Origin of the sequence: Pseudomonas sp. LJDD11, from assembly GCF_024584215.1 — a bacterium.
Taxonomy (GTDB): domain Bacteria; phylum Pseudomonadota; class Gammaproteobacteria; order Pseudomonadales; family Pseudomonadaceae; genus Aquipseudomonas.
In genome coordinates, this window is record NZ_JANJFL010000007.1 from 42,061 (window position 1) to 57,963 (window position 15,903).

A 15,903-nucleotide genomic window follows, 5' to 3' on the forward strand; every position below is an offset into this window, starting at 1 on the left:
ATGAGTTTTATCAGTATCGAAAAGCTGCAAAAGAGCTACACCGGCACGCCTGTGTTCAGCGACATCAACCTGCACATCGACCAAGGGGAGTTCATTACCCTGCTCGGCCCGTCCGGGTGTGGCAAGTCGACGCTGCTGCGCTGCATTGCCGGGCTGACACCGGTGGACAGCGGGCGCATCCTGCTCGACGGCCAGGACCTGGTGCCGCAAACCCCGCAAAAGCGCAACATCGGCATGGTGTTCCAGAGCTACGCGCTGTTCCCCAACATGAGCGTGGAGCAGAACGTCGCCTTCGGCCTGCGCATGCAGAAGGTCAGCGCTGACGACAGCCAACGCCGGGTCAGTGAAATTTTGCAGTTGGTCGAACTGCAGGATTTTGCCAAACGCTACCCACACCAGTTGTCCGGCGGCCAATGCCAGCGGGTGGCCCTGGCCCGTTCGCTGGTGACCCGCCCGCGCCTGCTGCTGCTCGATGAGCCGCTGTCGGCACTGGATGCGCGGATTCGCAAACACCTGCGTGAACAGATCCGCGCCATCCAGCGTGAGCTGGGCCTGACCACGATCTTCGTCACCCATGACCAGGAAGAAGCCCTGACCATGTCGGACCGCATCGTGCTGATGAATCAGGGCCAGATCGTCCAGAGCGGCGACGCCGAAACGCTCTACACCGCGCCGGTGGATGCCTTCGCTGCGGGCTTTATCGGCAACTACAACCTGCTCGACGCCCAGACCGCCAGCCGCCTGCTGCAACGCCCGGTCGACAGCCGCATCGCCATCCGCCCGGAGGCCATCGAACTGAGCAGCAGCGGCGAGCTGGCCGGCGAAATCGTCAGCCACAGCCTGCTGGGCAACGTGATCCGTTACCGCGTGCAGGTCAACAGCGTGGCGCTGGTAGTCGACGTGCTCAACCGCTCGGCAGCGGACCTGCAGCCCGACGGACAGGCAGTGGGGCTGAACATCGAACCCGCCGCGATTCGCCATCTGCAGTAGGAGCGAGGTTGCTGGCGAAAAAAATCAGCCCTGACGCAACATCTCTGGCGTCTGGACGACAGCTTTCGCGACCAAGGTCGCTCCCACAAGGTACAGTGTCGCCATCACGCTCATAAAGGACCCTATCAATGCCCGTAGCGATTTTCGATCTGGACGAAACCCTCATCGATGGTGACTGCTCCACCTTATGGTGCGAGCAGATGGGCCGCCTGGGCTGGGTCGACCCGGCCTCGTTCATGCGCCGCAACGACGAGATGATGGAGGCCTACAAAGCCGGTGAACTGGCCATGGAGGACTACATGGCGTTCAGCCTGGAGCCAATGGCTGGCCGTACTCCTGAAGAGATCGAGCATTTGGTCGGCCCCTGGGTCGAGGACTTCATTGAGCCGATCATCTTTTCCGATGCCTGCAAGGCCATCGCCGAACACCGCGCAAAAGGCGACCGGATTCTGGTGATCTCTGCCTCTGGCGTGCATCTGGTGGCGCCGATCGCCGAGCGCCTGGGTATCGATGAAGTACTGGCCATTGATCTGGACATACAGCATGGTCATTACAGCGGCGCCACAACCGGCGTGCTGACCTACCAGCAAGGCAAGGTCACCCGCCTGCTGGAATGGCTCGACGCCGAAGGCGAGAACCTTGAAGGCGCCAGTTTCTATTCCGATTCACGCAACGACCTGCCCTTGCTGCAGACCGTTGACCACCCGCATGCGGTCAATCCTGACCCGCTGCTGCTGGCCCACGCGCAACAGGCCGGCTGGCCGGTGCATGCCTGGAAATAGACTGGCGCCTGGGCGGGTCAGCTCAGGCTGCCATCAATGATCAGCACCAGCTTGCCCGACACCTGGTTGCTGGCAAGCTCTTCGAAAGCCGCCTGGGCCTGTTCGATCGGGTAAGTCCGCGCCAGCTGCGGGCTGAGCCGGCCTTCGGCGAACAGCGGCCAGACCTGCTGGCCGAGGTCGCTGAGCAAGTCGGCCTTGAACTGATCATCGCGGCTGCGCAGGGTCGAGCCCAGCAACTGAATACGCTTGCCCAGCACGTGGGCCAGGTCGAGCTGGGCATGGCGCCCGCCCATCATGCCGATCAGCACCCAACGACCGTCCTGGGCCAGCAGTTTGAGGTTGGCATTGGAATAATCTTCGCCACCGACCGGATCGAGGATCGCGTCAAACGGGCCAAGCGCTTTCAGCCCATCCAGACCTTCGCTGCGTAGCACACCGCCCTGGGCACCGAGCTGAACACAATAGTCCAGCCGCTCAGCGGAGCCGACACTGACCCAGACCGGGCTGCCAAAAGCCTTGCAGAGCTGAATCGCGGCTGAACCAACGCCACTTGCACCGGCGTGCAGCAAGACCTTTTCGCCAGGCTTGATGGCTGCCAGCTGGAACAGGTTCAGCCAGGCCGTGGCGTACACCTCCGGCAACGCTGCCGCTTCGGCCAGGCCCAGGTTTTCCGGGACCGGCAGAACATGGCGGGCATCGACCACCACCTCTTCAGCCATGCCGCCCCCGGCCAGCAGGGCGCAGACCCGGTCACCGACCTGCCAACTGCTGCCCGGCCCTACCTCGGCGATCACCCCGGCGCACTCCAGACCAAGTATTTCGCTGGCTCCAGGCGGTGGCGGGTACTTGCCTTCGCACTGCAGCAGGTCGGCGCGGTTGAGACCGGCAGCCGCCACCTTGATTCGTACTTGTCCTACATCGAGGGCTGGACTTGTGCTGTCAGCCCATTCCACATGTCCGTTAACGCCTTGCAATGCCTTCACAGTGCCTCCATAGTGAGTCAGGACTGAGCCCGCGGCCTATGCCGGGGGCTTTTGCATTATGCGACCGGGTCCATGGAACCGGCGATCTCTAAGACGGCCTAATATGCGTTATCAATTGTCTCCGCGTCGAATCAGCATGAAGCATTTTATTCCCAGTACGTTTCTATCAAGAAGCGCCCTCGCCCTGCTCATCGGCCTGGCCACCCTGCCGATGTCAGCCAGCACCTTTGCCGCCAACAGCTGGGACAAGCTTCAGCCTGATCGCGACGAAGTGATTGCCAGCCTGAATGTCGTGGAGCTGCTCAAGCGCCACCACTACAGCAAGCCGCCACTGGACGACAAGCGTTCGGTCATCATCTACAACAGCTACCTCAAGCTGCTCGACCCCTCGCGCAGCTACTTTCTGGCCAGCGACGTCGCCGAGTTCGACAAGTGGCAGACCCAGTTCGACGATTTTCTCAAAAGCGGCGACCTGAACGCCGGCTTCACCATCTACAAGCGCTACCTCGACCGCAGCAAGTCGCGCATGGACTTTGCCCTGGCTGAACTGAACAAGGGCGTCGACAAGCTCGACTTCAACGCCAAGGAAACCCTGCTGGTCGACCGCAAGGACGCGCCATGGCCGAAAACCGCCGCCGAGATGGACGACTTGTGGCGCAAGCGCCTCAAGGATGAAGTCCTGCGCCTGAAGATCGCGGGCAAAGAACCGGCCAAGATCCAGGAGACCCTGACCAAGCGCTACAAGAACCAGCTGTCGCGCCTGAACCAGACCCGCGCCGAGGACATCTTCCAGGCGTACCTGAACTCCTTCGCGATGTCTTACGACCCGCACACCAACTACCTGTCACCTGACAGCGCAGAGAACTTCGACATCAACATGAGCCTGTCGCTCGAAGGCATCGGTGCGGTGCTGCAGAGCGACAGCGACAACGTCAAGATCGTGCGTCTGGTGCCGGCCGGTCCTGCGGCCAAGACCAAGCAGGTCTCGACCGCCGACAAGATCATCGGCGTCGCTCAGGGCGACAAGGAAATGGTCGACGTGATCGGCTGGCGTCTCGATGAGGTGGTCAAACTGATTCGCGGCCCGAAAGGCTCGGTGGTGCGCCTGGAAATCATCCCGGCCAGCAATGCGCCGAACGACCAGACCAGCAAGGTGGTGTCGATCACCCGCGAAGCGGTCAAGCTTGAAGAGCAGGCGGCCAAGAAGTCGATCCTCAACCTCAAGCAGGACGGTCGCGACTACAAGCTTGGCGTCATCGAAATCCCGGCCTTCTACCTGGACTTCAAGGCCTACCGCGCTGGCGATCCGGAGTACAAGAGCACCACCCGTGACGTGAAGAAACTGCTCACCGAGCTGCAGGCCGAGAAGGTCGACGGTCTGGTACTGGACCTGCGCAACAACGGCGGTGGCTCGCTGCAGGAAGCCACTGAGCTGACCAGCCTGTTTATCGAGAAAGGCCCGACCGTGCTGGTGCGTAACGCCGACGGCAAGGTCGATGTGCTCGAAGACGAAGCCAAAGGCGCCTTCTATAAAGGCCCGATGGCGGTACTGGTCAACCGGCTCTCGGCTTCGGCTTCGGAGATCTTCGCCGGCGCCATGCAGGACTATCATCGCGCACTGATCATCGGTGGCCAGACCTTCGGCAAAGGCACCGTGCAGACCATCCAGCCGCTCAACCACGGCGAACTGAAGCTGACCCTAGCCAAGTTCTACCGGGTGTCCGGGCAAAGCACCCAGCATCAGGGTGTGGTGCCGGACATCACCTACCCGTCGTTGATCGACACCAAGGAAATCGGTGAAAGCGCTCTGCCTGAAGCCATGCCATGGGACAGCATCCCGCCGCGCATCCGCCCGGCAAGCGACCCGTTCAAGCCGTTCCTGGCGCAGTTGCAGGCGCGCCATGACCAGCGCAAGGTCAAGGACGCCGAGTTCGTGTTCATCGAAGACCGTCTGGCCCTGGCCCGCAAGCTGATGAGCGAGAAGAGCGTCAGCCTCAACGAGATCGATCGTCGCGCCGAACACACCGCCATCGAGAATCAGCAACTGGCGCTGGAAAACACCCGGCGCAAGGCCAAAGGCGAAGAACCGCTCAAGGAGCTGAAAAAGGAAGACGAAGAGGCGCTGCCAGTGGAAGACGAGAAGACCAAACCCGAGGATGACGCCTACCTGGCCGAAACCGGGCGCATCCTTATCGACTACCTGGGCCTGAGTGCCACGGTGGCGAAAAAGTGATAGAGGTCAGATGGCGATAGCATAGTGCCAATCTGTCATCATACAGTCATGAAACTGTCGTGAAATAAGGGTCTGCTGACAACGTCAAGCAGACCCTTATTTTTTGCAGTCTTGCAGTAGAGATCGCCATGACCGTGACTGAACAACTGAGCGCCCTGGGTTCCATCCTGGCACAGGGTGATTTGCACAGCTTGTTCCAGCCCATCGTCATGCTTTCAGAGCGTCGCGTGCTGGGCTATGAAGCCCTGACCCGCGGCCCGTCCAACAGCCCCTTGCACTCGCCCATCAGCCTGTTCGCCGTGGCTCGCCAGGCCGGCCGTCTGAGCGAACTGGAACTGGCCTGCCGCGAGAGCGCATGCCGGCGCTTCAGCCAGCAACAACTGCCGGGCAAACTGTTTCTCAACGTCTCCCCCGAGTCGCTGCTCGAAGCCTCGCATCCGCCGGGACGCACCCTGAAGATGCTGCAGCGCTACAACATCGAGCCGCAGAACGTGGTCATCGAGCTGACCGAGCAGACCCCCACTGACGACTTCGACCTGCTCTACAAGGCTTTACACCACTACCGCGACATGGGCTTTTCGATTGCCCTGGACGATTTGGGCGCCGGCTATTCCAGCCTGCGGCTGTGGTCGGAGTTGCGCCCGGACTACGTGAAGATCGACAGGCACTTTATCGACGGCATTCATCAGGATGCCGTGAAGCGCGAATTCGTCGGTTCCATGCTGCAGATGGCCAAGGCCTCGCGGGCGACGGTGATCGCCGAAGGCATCGAACTGGCGGATGAACTGGCGGTACTCACCGAAATGGGCATCGATCTGGTTCAAGGTTATCTGCTGGCCCGTCCTCAGGAATGCCCGCCGCGTGATGCCGGGCGCATGCTGCCCAAGGCCGAAGCCGCGCTGGTGCCGCTCAACGAAGACAACGCCGACCTCAGCGTGCTGCTGATCGCCCAGGCGGCGGTCAGCAGTGACACGCCCACGGCAAAAGTGCTCGATGCCTTCCGCCAGCAAGCCAATCTCAACTCGGTGGCGGTGCTGGATGCCAATTCCCGGCCTTGCGGCATCGTGCATCGACACTCGCTTTCAGAAGCCCTGCTCAAGCCCTTTGCCACCGAGCTGTTCGCCCGCAAGCCGATCAGCCGGTTGATGAGCGATGATTTTCTTGCCGTCGAGCTGAGCCAGTCGCTGCAACAGGTCAGCCGCCTGCTGACCAGCCGCGCCCGCCAGCGCATCGAAGAAGACTTTATCATCACCAGCAACGGTGCCTATCTGGGGCTGGGCCGGCTGATCGACGTGCTCAAACTGATCACCGAGCAGAAGATCCAGCAAGCCCGTTACGCCAACCCTCTGACCTTGCTGCCCGGCAACGTGCCGATCCAGCAATGCCTGACGCGGGTGCTGCAACAACAGCGCGAGGCGGTGATCTGCTACGTCGATATCGACAGTTTCAAGCCGTTCAATGATATCTACGGCTACGCGCGCGGTGACGAAGTGTTGCTCTGCCTGGCGCACTGCCTGAACGAACGTATCGACCCCAGCCGCGACTTCGTCGGGCATATCGGCGGTGACGACTTTCTGATGGTGCTGGGGGTGGAAGACTGGGAGAAACGCCTGCAGGTGCTGCTGGAGGACTTCCAGAATCAGTGCCGGCGCTTTTACCGCGCCGAGCACCTGCAAGCCGGCTGCTTCAACGCCTTGAACCGCCAGGGCGTGCGCCAGGAGTTTGCCCTGCTGTCGCTGTCGATCGGGGTGGTGTACCTGCGCGTGGAGGCCTGCGCGCAGATCGATGCCAGCCAGTTGGCGGACCTGGCGTCACAGGCCAAGCACTACGCCAAGGATGTGATCGGCGCCAGTATTCATTGCATTGACACCGCGCGGGTTGAGGAGTTGAGTGGCATCTGAGCCGGATAATCGCTTAACTGATCGGCATTACCCAACAGGAGTGGCTTTAGCCGCGAAGGCTTCGCCGCTGAAGCGGCTCCTACAGGGCCCTACGCGATGGCAAGACGGCGGCCTGGCCAAACAACCTCAAGCCTACGGCAGATGCTGCCCGGCCTCATGCACCAGCCAGTCATGCACCGCGCGCCGTGATGGCGTGCTCAATGCGCCTTCGCGGTACACCAGCACGTACTTTTTACGCGCCTTGATCGGCTGGCCAAACGGCACGATCAGCGAGCCTTCCACCAGTTCGTTGGTGATCAGGGTCTTGCGCGCGATGGCCACGCCCATGCCCATGCGCGCCGCCTCGATGGTCAGGTGGTTGCGGTTGAACGTGTGGCCACGGCGCACATCCACCCCCTCGGCGCCAATCGCCGTCAGGTAAAACTCCCACTCGGCGTATTCGTAGCTGCCGCGCCAGGCGGTGATGTCGTGCAGCAGCGGGTAATGCACCAACTGGCTGGGGCCGTCCAGCGGCGGCCGGCCTTCCAGCAGTTTCGGCGAGCACACCGGGTACAACTCTTCTTCCAGCAACGGCGTGGTCTGCAACCCTGGGTAGCTGCCGTCGTTAAGGTCAATGGCCAGATCGAAATCATCGTCGCGCAGCGAGCCGCTGCTGTCCTCGGCGATCACCCGCAACTGGATGTCGGGAAACGCCTGTTGCAGACGCGGCAGGCGCGGCATCAGCCACTTGTGCAAAAAGGACGGGATCGAGCGCAGCTTGAACACCCCGCCGATCTGCCCGGAATACAACAGGCGCAACTCATCGCTGATGCGCCCCTGCACCTCGTTGGCGACCAGCGCCAGGCGCTGGCCTTCGGCGGTCAGTTCCAGACCACGCCCGACCCGGTGAAACAGGGCAAAGCCCAGGCGCTCTTCGAGCTGGCGCATCTGCTGGCTGATCGCGCCAGGGGTGACGTGCAGCTCATCGGCGCAGCGGGTAAAGGACAGATGTCGTGCGGCACAGGCAAACACCTGTAGCCAGGCATGCATCTGGGCATTGACGATTCGGCTCATTGAACAGTTCCGCTAAAGCGTTGCATAGGAACAATCGTTTGTCGTTTCAGGACCGCCAGCCAAAGATAAAGCCATCAGATGGGGCCTGTTGCCTCAGGCTATTTATCCGAGGGTTACACGACATGGCTATCAGCGTCTTCGACATGTTCAAAATCGGCATCGGGCCGTCCAGTTCGCATACCGTCGGGCCGATGCGTGCCGGTGCAACCTTCGTGACCGACCTGCGCAAGCACAATCTGCTGCCGAGCGTGGAACGAATTGAAGTGCGATTGTACGGGTCTCTGTCGGCCACGGGTATCGGCCATGCCAGCGACCGCGCCACCGTGATGGGGCTGATGGGCGAATGGCCCGACCGCGTCGACATCGTCGATGTCAATCAGCGCGTCGAAAACCTGCTCAAGGACCAGCGCCTGAACGTCGCAGGCGAGCAGGACATCGAGTTTATCTGGGCACGCGACATGCTGCTGCTCGACGAAAGCCTGCCCTTCCACCCCAACGGCATGACGATTTGCGCCTATGGCGCGACCGGCGAGTTGTACGAGCAAACCTACTACTCGATCGGCGGCGGCTTCATCATCAATGCCGAGCAGGCCGCCAGCGGTCAGCTGGACGGTGACAGTACCGAACTGCCTTATGACTTCTCCAGTGCCAAGGAGCTGCTGCGCCTGTGCAAGACGCACAACCTGAGCATTTCGGCGTTGATGATGGAGAACGAAAAGTGCTGGCGCAGTGAAGCAGAAATCCGCGCCAAGATTCTCGATATCTGGGCTGCCATGCAGGCTTGCGTCAACAAAGGCCTGAGCGAACAAGGCATTCTGCCCGGCGGCCTGAATGTGCGTCGTCGCGCCTGGCGCTTGCACCAGAGCCTGCTGGAGGTGGGCAAGGCCAACGTGATCGGCTCGACCCTCAGCGCCATGGAGTGGGTCAACCTGTTCGCCCTGGCGGTCAACGAAGAAAACGCCGCCGGCGGGCGCATGGTCACCGCGCCCACCAACGGTGCGGCGGGTATTGTCCCGGCGGTACTGCATTACTTCATGAAATTCAACCCGGCGGCCAATGACGACGATGTGGTGCGGTTTTTCCTCAGTGCCTCGGCAGTGGGCATCCTGTGCAAGAAAAACGCTTCGATCTCCGGCGCCGAAGTGGGCTGTCAGGGTGAAGTCGGCTCGGCCTGCGCCATGGCGGCGGCCGGCATCGCAGAGATTCTCGGCGCCACCCCACAGCAGGTGGAAAACGCCGCAGAAATCGGCCTGGAACACAATCTGGGTCTGACCTGCGACCCGGTCGGCGGGCTGGTGCAAGTGCCATGCATCGAGCGCAACGCGATTGCCGCAGTGAAAGCCATCAACGCAGCACAAATGGCCTTGCGCGGCGACGGTGAGCACTTCATCTCCCTCGACCAGGCGATCCGCACCATGCGCGACACCGGCGCGGACATGCACGATAAATACAAGGAAACCTCGCGCGGTGGCCTGGCGGTCAGCCTGGTAGAGTGCTGAGGCCGGGCGTCTCGTGGTTGTTGTAGGAGCAGCTTTAGCTGCGAAGGCGTTTCGTAGATTGCCTTTCCCGGCTAATCTTCCCTGCTAAAGCAGGTCCTACAAACTAAAGCAGGTCCTACAAACTAACGCCGAGCAAGCGATCGATTACCCCTGACGTTTGACCGGATCGGCTGCGGCGACATGCCGGCGGCTGGCGCGCTCTTTGACATCACGCACCAGCGCGGCAAGATCCCGGCCGCCGGTCAGGCTGGCGACCGGAATCCCAGGCACGAGCAGTTCGCGGGCGTGGCTCTCGGGGTTGAGCAACTCCAGAGTGATAGTGCCTTCTTGGGAAATCGTGCAGCGGCAAGGCGTGGGGGCAAACGCTTTTTCCAGAATATGGCGCAACTCGTTGTGCGAAAACATCAGAACATCCCTTCATCCGTATCGTTGGTTAGCGAGTGAGTCAGGTTCAAAACCTTAGTCTAGACCGCTCAGTGCAACGTTCAGTGATTTCGCCCGGAATACGACCAACGTCTCAAAGCTCAGCCCAGCATGTCGCTGATCCAGCGCACCTGCTGACTGATGTCCTGAACCTTGTCCTGCGCCACCGCCTGACGGGCCTTGGCGAAGCCTTTGAGGGTCTGCTGCTTCTGCCGCAGGACCCGTTGCCACTTGTTCAAAAATGCCGGGCTGCGAACCTGCAATTGCACCGGGCCGAAGTACAGCTGTTCGGCGCTGTAGCTCACCGGCCCGCTACGTTCGGCGACAATGATTTCATAATCAAAGCGGTTCTCCCGCAACGCCTCCTCAGCCAGGATGCAATAGCCGTTATCCATCAGCCACTGGCGCAGTTCCCGCTCGCCGCCATTGGGCTGCATGATCAGCCGTTCGGCGCCGCTCAATCGCGCCCTGCCCGCCTGAAGAATGTCACGGATGGTTTCGCCGCCCATACCACACAGGCTGATCGCGGTGATTGCATCATGAGCTTCGATTGCCGCCAGACCATCAGCCAGACGCACGCTGATCTGCGCCTGCAGGCCATGTTCACGTACCGTGCGGGTTGCTGCATGAAAGGGCGTCAGGGCCACCTCGCCGGCCACCGCTGAAGCAATCACCCCGCGCTGCACCAAGGCGACCGGCAGGTAGCCGTGGTCCGAGCCGATATCGATAAACCGGGCACCTGCGGGCACGTGAGCGGCAACGCGCTCCAGGCGCATGGACAAAGTCTGTTGGTTCACCGGCAGCCCCTTCAAGCACGCGCATCTGGCCCGGATGGCCAGAACGGGGCGCGACTTTATCGGGCAATGCCGGGGTTTTCAAATCGGCGTTCAGGATAAACAACCTGCCGGTCATCACGCCCGGCGCTGCTCCTGCTCGCGGGTGATTTGCTCCTGGCGGGAAAACGCCTGGCGCACCTGCTGGACCAGACCGGAAATCGCTCGGGCCGAGTTCAGTTCTCTGGCATTGAGATTATTGGCGACAAACGCCGGATGGCCGTATTCGGGACGATAGAGGCTGATGGTCATCAAGTGATCGGGGCTGATCGTGCACAGGCATTTGGTTGGCAGAAAGCCGGATTCGATAATCTGACGTAATTCGAGGGACGACATCATGCTTGATCTCCACGGCCAGACAGTGGCCTATGGCTAATGGATGAAGCACGAGAGAAATCGTTCCGGGAATTAGCTGAGCGGTTGCTTGTGCCTGGCCTACAACCGCCCAGCGTTGACATCCTCCCCGGCCTGAAGGCCGGAGATTCCTACGGCGCTCAGGCGCGGCATCGAGCCGCCCCCGAGTCGCTTCGGTGGGTTCCTGCTGCTGGCGCCATGACCTCTGCGCTCACTTCACAGGCTAACCGGGCGTGTCCCGCCCTTAGTACATTGATCGCCCCGACCACATCGGCGTTGCCTTCGAAACCACATCCCACGCACCTGAACAGCGCCTGCGTCTGGCGGTTGGCCGCCGACACATGGCCGCAACACGGGCACGTGCGGCTGGTATTTTGCGGCGGCACGGCAATCAGCCAGCCGCCGCGCCACGCCAGCTTGTAGTCCAGTTGGCGGCGGAACTCGAACCAGCCCTGATCGAGGATGGCCCTGTTCAGGCCAGATTTGGCCCGAACGTTTCTTCCCGGTGCCTCTGCCGTGCCTGCCGCCGACCTGGACATATTCCGTACCTGCAAGTCCTCGATACACACCATCGCGTGGTTTTGGCTGATCGTGGTGGAGCACTTGTGCAGGTAGTCGCGGCGGGCATTGCCGATTCGGGAATGAATGCGCTGGACGCGGGCTTTCGCCTTCTTCCAGTTGCGGCTGAATCTGACCTTGCGGCTCATCGCCTGCTGCGCTTTGCACAGCGCGGTTTCATGGCGTTTGAAGCTGTTCAGGGGTGCGTAGAACGAGCCATCCGAAAGCGTGGCGAACCGGGCAATGCCCATGTCGATGCCGACTGCCGCACCCTGTGCCGTGGGCTGCTCATCGACCTCGCGTTCGGTCTGGATACTCACGAACCACTTGCCACACGACTGGCTCACGGTGATGTTCTTCACCGTGCCAGGCACCTCGCGGCTGTTGCGGTAGCGCAGCCAGCCCAGTTTTGGCAGAAACAGGCGGCTGTTGGTCTGGTCGAGCTTGTTCTCGCCTTGCTCGTGGCGCTCCTTCTGCAACGCCAGCGCCTTGTTGAAGACGAAGCGACAGGAACCCGCAAAGCGGCGCATTTGCCGCTCCTGCTGGCCGTCTGGCATGAGTTCGTACTTGAAGGCTTGAAGTCGTTGCATGCTGCTCTTGAGCCATGAGCAATGAAGACGCCATTAGGCGCGGACGGCACGGTGTTTTCAAGATGCATGCCCATGGGGTCTTTGTAACGAAATACCGCCGTAGAAGGGCATCTGTGTCGCCGTGTTACTGCGAATCATCCTGTGGCGGTGAGTACACCGAACAGCAGCAGACACCCCACGGCAACCAGGGACGGCTACGCCGTCCGCGCTATCCTTCCCCGCCCTGAACGGCGGGGCTTGTCGCGCCCCGATGGTCAGCTAGATGCCGATGCGGGCCAATTGCTCGCGGATCTGCTCAAGCGTCTTGCCTCGGGTGTCCACGTTCGCACCGGTGGCACGAATCTGGCCGATTTCCTCATCGCTCAAGCCCAGGCAGCGAAGCTTGTCTGTCCATTGTTGCAAGCGTGCCGGGGCGGTATCACTGGCATTAGGCCCCTGCGCATTGCGCTGGCACACCTGGCACTGGTCATCAGGAAACCGCTTGGTCCCCCAGGTCCCCGGTCGGCGGTACTCATACAGGCCACAGTCGCAGCGGCACAGCCATAGCGTGCCCTTGCCCGAACGGCTGGCGCGATACCAGGCAATAGCCGTCATCGCGCCGCGCCGTTTGCCGGTATGGTCGGCGGCGTTCAGTGGCCGGGGTGAGAGGTTGGGTAAAGCGTCGGTACAAAAGGTGCGGTGGCGTATGGGGCTATGCATAGGTCTGGCTCCAACTTGAATTATGGAGCTGCCACCAATCGCCGCGACGCAATTGTGGGTGGCAGCCGTGCGCGGGTTCGCGGACCGGGCAAGTTGGCACCCGGCAGACCCGAAGGTCTCCCACGCACGACCACCATGAATCGACATTGCAGCCATAAAAATCTGCAAAGGACATGGGGCGCTTGTGCGCCAACTTGTATTGCGGGCCGCGACGCCCGTTGTCAGCAATGTGACGGGGCGCAAGATACGCGCCGAGGCGCGAGGGTGCAAGCCTCGCACAGCACCACAGCCTTGACGCGAACCTGGCCCATCCAGGTACAAACCCAGGGGCGGCAATGGCTGGCGAAGACGGCGGCACATCCGCGCATGCCAGCACTCGCGTGCTTATTCCACAATCGTAGGTGTATCCCCGTCACCCAAACAGACCGTCAACTGCTGGCCTTGCTTGTTGAAGGCGCAATGGGGCATTGCTTGCTGCTTCAAGGCGGCCAGTGGTACGGCTACAAAAAATCCACTCAGCGCTGTCGCTACCACTATTTTTCCGAATATTTTTAACCCGGAAAGTGAGGCTCTTTTGGTCGCCGTTTTTGCCCTTCGATAGGCATAAAAACCACTGACGAGAATCGCTGCACCGATCAGCATGGCAACCGTGATGTCTGACCGTCCGGGGCTGTACAGCAGATTACCGTTGGCATCGTCCGGGTAATTCAGTTGCCACCAGCCGCCGATGCACAGTGGCAAAAGCCCGGCAGCGATCCAGGCCAGGATCGCCCCCGGTAGCCGCAGCAGGATGACCACTGTCAAGCCGAGTGTGGCAACGCCCAGGCCACCAAGGTACAGCTGGGTGCCCATGGCGCCGCCGAACAGAGTGCCGCTGACGTCCTTGGGTGTGAGAAGGGCCCAACTGAAGAACGTGATGTGCACAAGCACAGCACATACGGTAATCCAGCTCACTGGGAAGTAAAGCCATAGCCATCGGCTGTTGGAGTGAAGCATGTTCATGCTCGCGCAGTGACAGGAAAGCACGTCAAAAAAATAGGCGTGAAACGGGCGGGTGTCAGCTGAACATGCCGAGCGCCTGATTCGGCTGCCAGTGTGCAATGTGCTTTTTTGGATTGCATGGTTTTTTCGGCGAGGTGCTTGCCACTCAATTTCAGTGAGGCTCGCCTCGAGCGACGGGGCAGGAAGCGCTACCAAGAGTGTGCGATACAGCGGGATGTGTCCCCTGCAGGAATCGAACCTGCATCTAGCCCTTAGGAGGGGCTCGTTCTATCCGTTGAACTAAGAGGACCCGATAGATGATCTGACGGGCGTTGCCTGAGCGCCCTGTATCAGTGCTGGGCATTTTACGCAAAAACAAGGATTTAGCAAAAAATTCAGCCCGCTTCAGCGCGCAGGGTCATTCACCGGCCGATGCAGACCGCCAGGACGCGCTGACTCGTGCATCCGGATTTGGTTCCCGTGGCCGTCGTGCATTTTGCAACCCTGCAAATAGCCATCATTGCAAAACGCAACGCAAAAGCCGTTACATACAAATATAACTATTTGATTTAAAAGGGTTTTTTATTGAATTGCGCTTGGCATGCAGACTGCAATATTACCCGTGGCAGGCAGAACCTCTCTTCCATCTCCGGGCACAGGTACACGACTATGAACATGATCCTCACCGCGTTGAACGCAGTCGCTTTGGTAGCGCTGGTGACCTTTCATTTTCAAGGCACTGCCACCCCTGTCGAGCAGGTGAATATCGAGATTCAGAGTGGCCTGCAAAAACCTGCGCAACTGGCAGTGATGACTGACAAACGTGCCAACCCGGCTATGCTGACCAATGACACACAACAGATGCCCCGCGCCACCGGCAGTGCGACACAGCGCTGGGTGTTCTGAAACATTGCCTAGAACCGTGCCTCACACGCTTAAAGAGAAAGAGAGAGCCGCCATGTCCAAGTCCGCACTGTCGTTTCTGATCCTTACGTTGATGAGTGTTGCTGTAGACCTGTTGCTGCCCGAGCAAGCGCTGGCCTTGAATCTGGCTGCCAGGATCGCTGGCGGTGTGTTTGTCAGCCTGTTCCTCGGCGCGCTGGTCGTCGGTCGCCGCTTCAAGTTTGATCCCGTTCTGCGCTGAGCCCTTCGCACCTCTGCTACTGCTGATGGTTGTACTGGTCATCTGGCCTGCTGGCTGCGACCGGATCATCAGCTCGGGTCACGTACCCGCCCCGCCTGCAACGTCTTTTTACGCCTTATTCACCTCCCGTTCAGCACGTTGGTCGGAGCGCATTCGTATTCGCGGCCAGAAACAACTACGCTCTGAGTACAGATAGCCATGATGGCAAAAAGCAGTCAGGCGATCAGGGAGATCGTTGGAAGGGTGAACGGGGACACGCTATGCAAATTCGTTCGCAATTCTGATAATCGGTGCTGGCCATACGCCTTTATCTGAGTCAATATTTGTCACAGAATTGACGCCAAGGTTCCGACGTAATGGGGCATGATGCTGACCCCTTGATAGCGCGGTTGAACATTTAGCCAAAAGTGCTGTCACACAAGGACAAACTTGCGGCCACTTGCTAGAACCGCTTCCCCTGAACTAACCGGTTAAATATATGAGCCCTATGAAACAGGCTACTTATTCCAGCCGTACGGCTGACAAGTTCGTCGTCCGCTTACCCGATGGCATGCGTAATCGTGTGCAAGAGGTAGCTAAAAACCACCACCGCAGCATGAACTCGGAAATCATCGCACGGCTCGAGCAGAGCCTCATTCAGGAAGGCGCTTTTGGCGACGAGCCAGCTGTGCGCCTTGATAGCCCTGAGCTGACGCTGAGCGAGCGTGAACTGCTGCAACGTTTCCGCCAGCTCTCTCATCGGCAACAGAACGCCCTGGTGTCTCTGATTGCCCATGACACTGAACTGGCGGCTGAAGAGTCGTAAGTATCAAGTAAAACCTCAAGCCAGCTCACCAAGCTGGCTTTTTTTCACTGTAGTACCGCTCCCGTTTAGTTGTAG

The 15,903-nt window shown here is 60.3% G+C and carries 16 protein-coding genes and 1 tRNA gene; 8 read left to right on the plus strand and 9 right to left on the minus strand.

The features are described from left to right. Positions 1 to 990 (plus strand): ABC transporter ATP-binding protein, encoded by a 990-nt coding sequence (locus NRB16_RS10630; RefSeq protein WP_257106126.1) that lies wholly within the window; start codon positions 1 to 3, stop codon positions 988 to 990. 128 nt (positions 991 to 1,118) lie between these two features. Further along, positions 1,119 to 1,772, plus strand: a complete 654-nt coding sequence (locus tag NRB16_RS10635; protein WP_045481470.1) for an HAD family phosphatase — start codon at positions 1,119 to 1,121, stop codon at positions 1,770 to 1,772. 17 nt (positions 1,773 to 1,789) lie between these two features. Here NRB16_RS10635 and NRB16_RS10640 read toward each other — a convergent pair whose 3' ends face one another. Further along, on the minus strand, positions 1,790 to 2,755 hold the full coding sequence (locus tag NRB16_RS10640) for an NAD(P)H-quinone oxidoreductase (RefSeq protein ID WP_045481473.1): 966 nt from the start codon (positions 2,753 to 2,755) through the stop codon (positions 1,790 to 1,792). A gap of 103 nt (positions 2,756 to 2,858) precedes the next feature. Here NRB16_RS10640 and NRB16_RS10645 point away from each other — a divergent pair, with 103 nt between their 5' ends. Together NRB16_RS10645 and NRB16_RS10650 are read left to right on the plus strand one after the other, a co-directional pair. Continuing rightward, a complete protein-coding gene (locus tag NRB16_RS10645; RefSeq protein WP_373568451.1) occupies positions 2,859 to 4,988 on the plus strand; it encodes a carboxy terminal-processing peptidase in 2,130 nt (709 codons plus the stop codon). A gap of 128 nt (positions 4,989 to 5,116) precedes the next feature. Further along, complete coding sequence (locus NRB16_RS10650) at positions 5,117 to 6,889, plus strand: bifunctional diguanylate cyclase/phosphodiesterase (RefSeq protein ID WP_045481479.1); 1,773 nt, start codon at positions 5,117 to 5,119, stop codon at positions 6,887 to 6,889. A gap of 132 nt (positions 6,890 to 7,021) precedes the next feature. Here the strand turns inward: NRB16_RS10650 and NRB16_RS10655 are convergent, their stop codons facing one another. After that, positions 7,022 to 7,942 carry a LysR substrate-binding domain-containing protein gene (locus NRB16_RS10655; protein WP_045481482.1) on the minus strand — a complete coding sequence of 307 codons (921 nt, stop codon included), beginning with the start codon at positions 7,940 to 7,942 and terminating at the stop codon, positions 7,022 to 7,024. A 122-nt stretch (positions 7,943 to 8,064) separates the two neighbouring features. Between NRB16_RS10655 and NRB16_RS10660 the strand changes: the two genes are divergently transcribed. Continuing rightward, complete coding sequence (locus NRB16_RS10660; RefSeq protein WP_253116820.1) at positions 8,065 to 9,441, plus strand: L-serine ammonia-lyase; 1,377 nt, start codon at positions 8,065 to 8,067, stop codon at positions 9,439 to 9,441. Between the two features lie 144 nt (positions 9,442 to 9,585). Here NRB16_RS10660 and NRB16_RS10665 read toward each other — a convergent pair whose 3' ends face one another. From NRB16_RS10665 to NRB16_RS10700, 7 genes are all read right to left on the minus strand, one after another. After that, complete coding sequence (locus tag NRB16_RS10665) at positions 9,586 to 9,846, minus strand: DUF1652 domain-containing protein (RefSeq protein ID WP_257106128.1); 261 nt, start codon at positions 9,844 to 9,846, stop codon at positions 9,586 to 9,588. 119 nt (positions 9,847 to 9,965) lie between these two features. After that, positions 9,966 to 10,661, minus strand: a complete 696-nt coding sequence (locus tag NRB16_RS10670) for a tRNA (adenine(22)-N(1))-methyltransferase TrmK (protein ID WP_373568452.1) — start codon at positions 10,659 to 10,661, stop codon at positions 9,966 to 9,968. 114 nt (positions 10,662 to 10,775) lie between these two features. Continuing rightward, positions 10,776 to 11,036, minus strand: a complete 261-nt coding sequence (locus NRB16_RS10675) for a DUF1652 domain-containing protein (RefSeq protein WP_045481494.1) — start codon at positions 11,034 to 11,036, stop codon at positions 10,776 to 10,778. A 155-nt stretch (positions 11,037 to 11,191) separates the two neighbouring features. Further along, the gene (locus NRB16_RS10680; protein ID WP_257106129.1) at positions 11,192 to 12,199 is read right to left on the minus strand and encodes a transposase; all 1,008 of its coding nucleotides are present in this window, start codon (positions 12,197 to 12,199) and stop codon (positions 11,192 to 11,194) included. A gap of 258 nt (positions 12,200 to 12,457) precedes the next feature. Then, complete coding sequence (locus NRB16_RS10690) at positions 12,458 to 12,898, minus strand: hypothetical protein (protein WP_257106130.1); 441 nt, start codon at positions 12,896 to 12,898, stop codon at positions 12,458 to 12,460. A gap of 384 nt (positions 12,899 to 13,282) precedes the next feature. Further along, the gene (locus NRB16_RS10695; protein WP_257106131.1) at positions 13,283 to 13,894 is read right to left on the minus strand and encodes a hypothetical protein; all 612 of its coding nucleotides are present in this window, start codon (positions 13,892 to 13,894) and stop codon (positions 13,283 to 13,285) included. Between the two features lie 223 nt (positions 13,895 to 14,117). Further along, positions 14,118 to 14,189: transfer RNA gene (locus NRB16_RS10700), tRNA-Arg, on the minus strand. Between the two features lie 359 nt (positions 14,190 to 14,548). Here NRB16_RS10700 and NRB16_RS10705 point away from each other — a divergent pair. The 3 genes from NRB16_RS10705 to NRB16_RS10715 all read left to right on the plus strand — a co-directional run bounded on the left by NRB16_RS10705 (position 14,549) and on the right by NRB16_RS10715 (position 15,828). Further along, complete coding sequence (locus NRB16_RS10705; protein ID WP_257106132.1) at positions 14,549 to 14,785, plus strand: hypothetical protein; 237 nt, start codon at positions 14,549 to 14,551, stop codon at positions 14,783 to 14,785. Between the two features lie 52 nt (positions 14,786 to 14,837). After that, positions 14,838 to 15,023, plus strand: a complete 186-nt coding sequence (locus NRB16_RS10710) for a PA3371 family protein (protein WP_045481506.1) — start codon at positions 14,838 to 14,840, stop codon at positions 15,021 to 15,023. 478 nt (positions 15,024 to 15,501) lie between these two features. After that, positions 15,502 to 15,828 carry an Arc family DNA-binding protein gene (locus NRB16_RS10715; RefSeq protein WP_045481509.1) on the plus strand — a complete coding sequence of 109 codons (327 nt, stop codon included), beginning with the start codon at positions 15,502 to 15,504 and terminating at the stop codon, positions 15,826 to 15,828. Positions 15,829 to 15,903 lie beyond the last annotated feature (75 nt).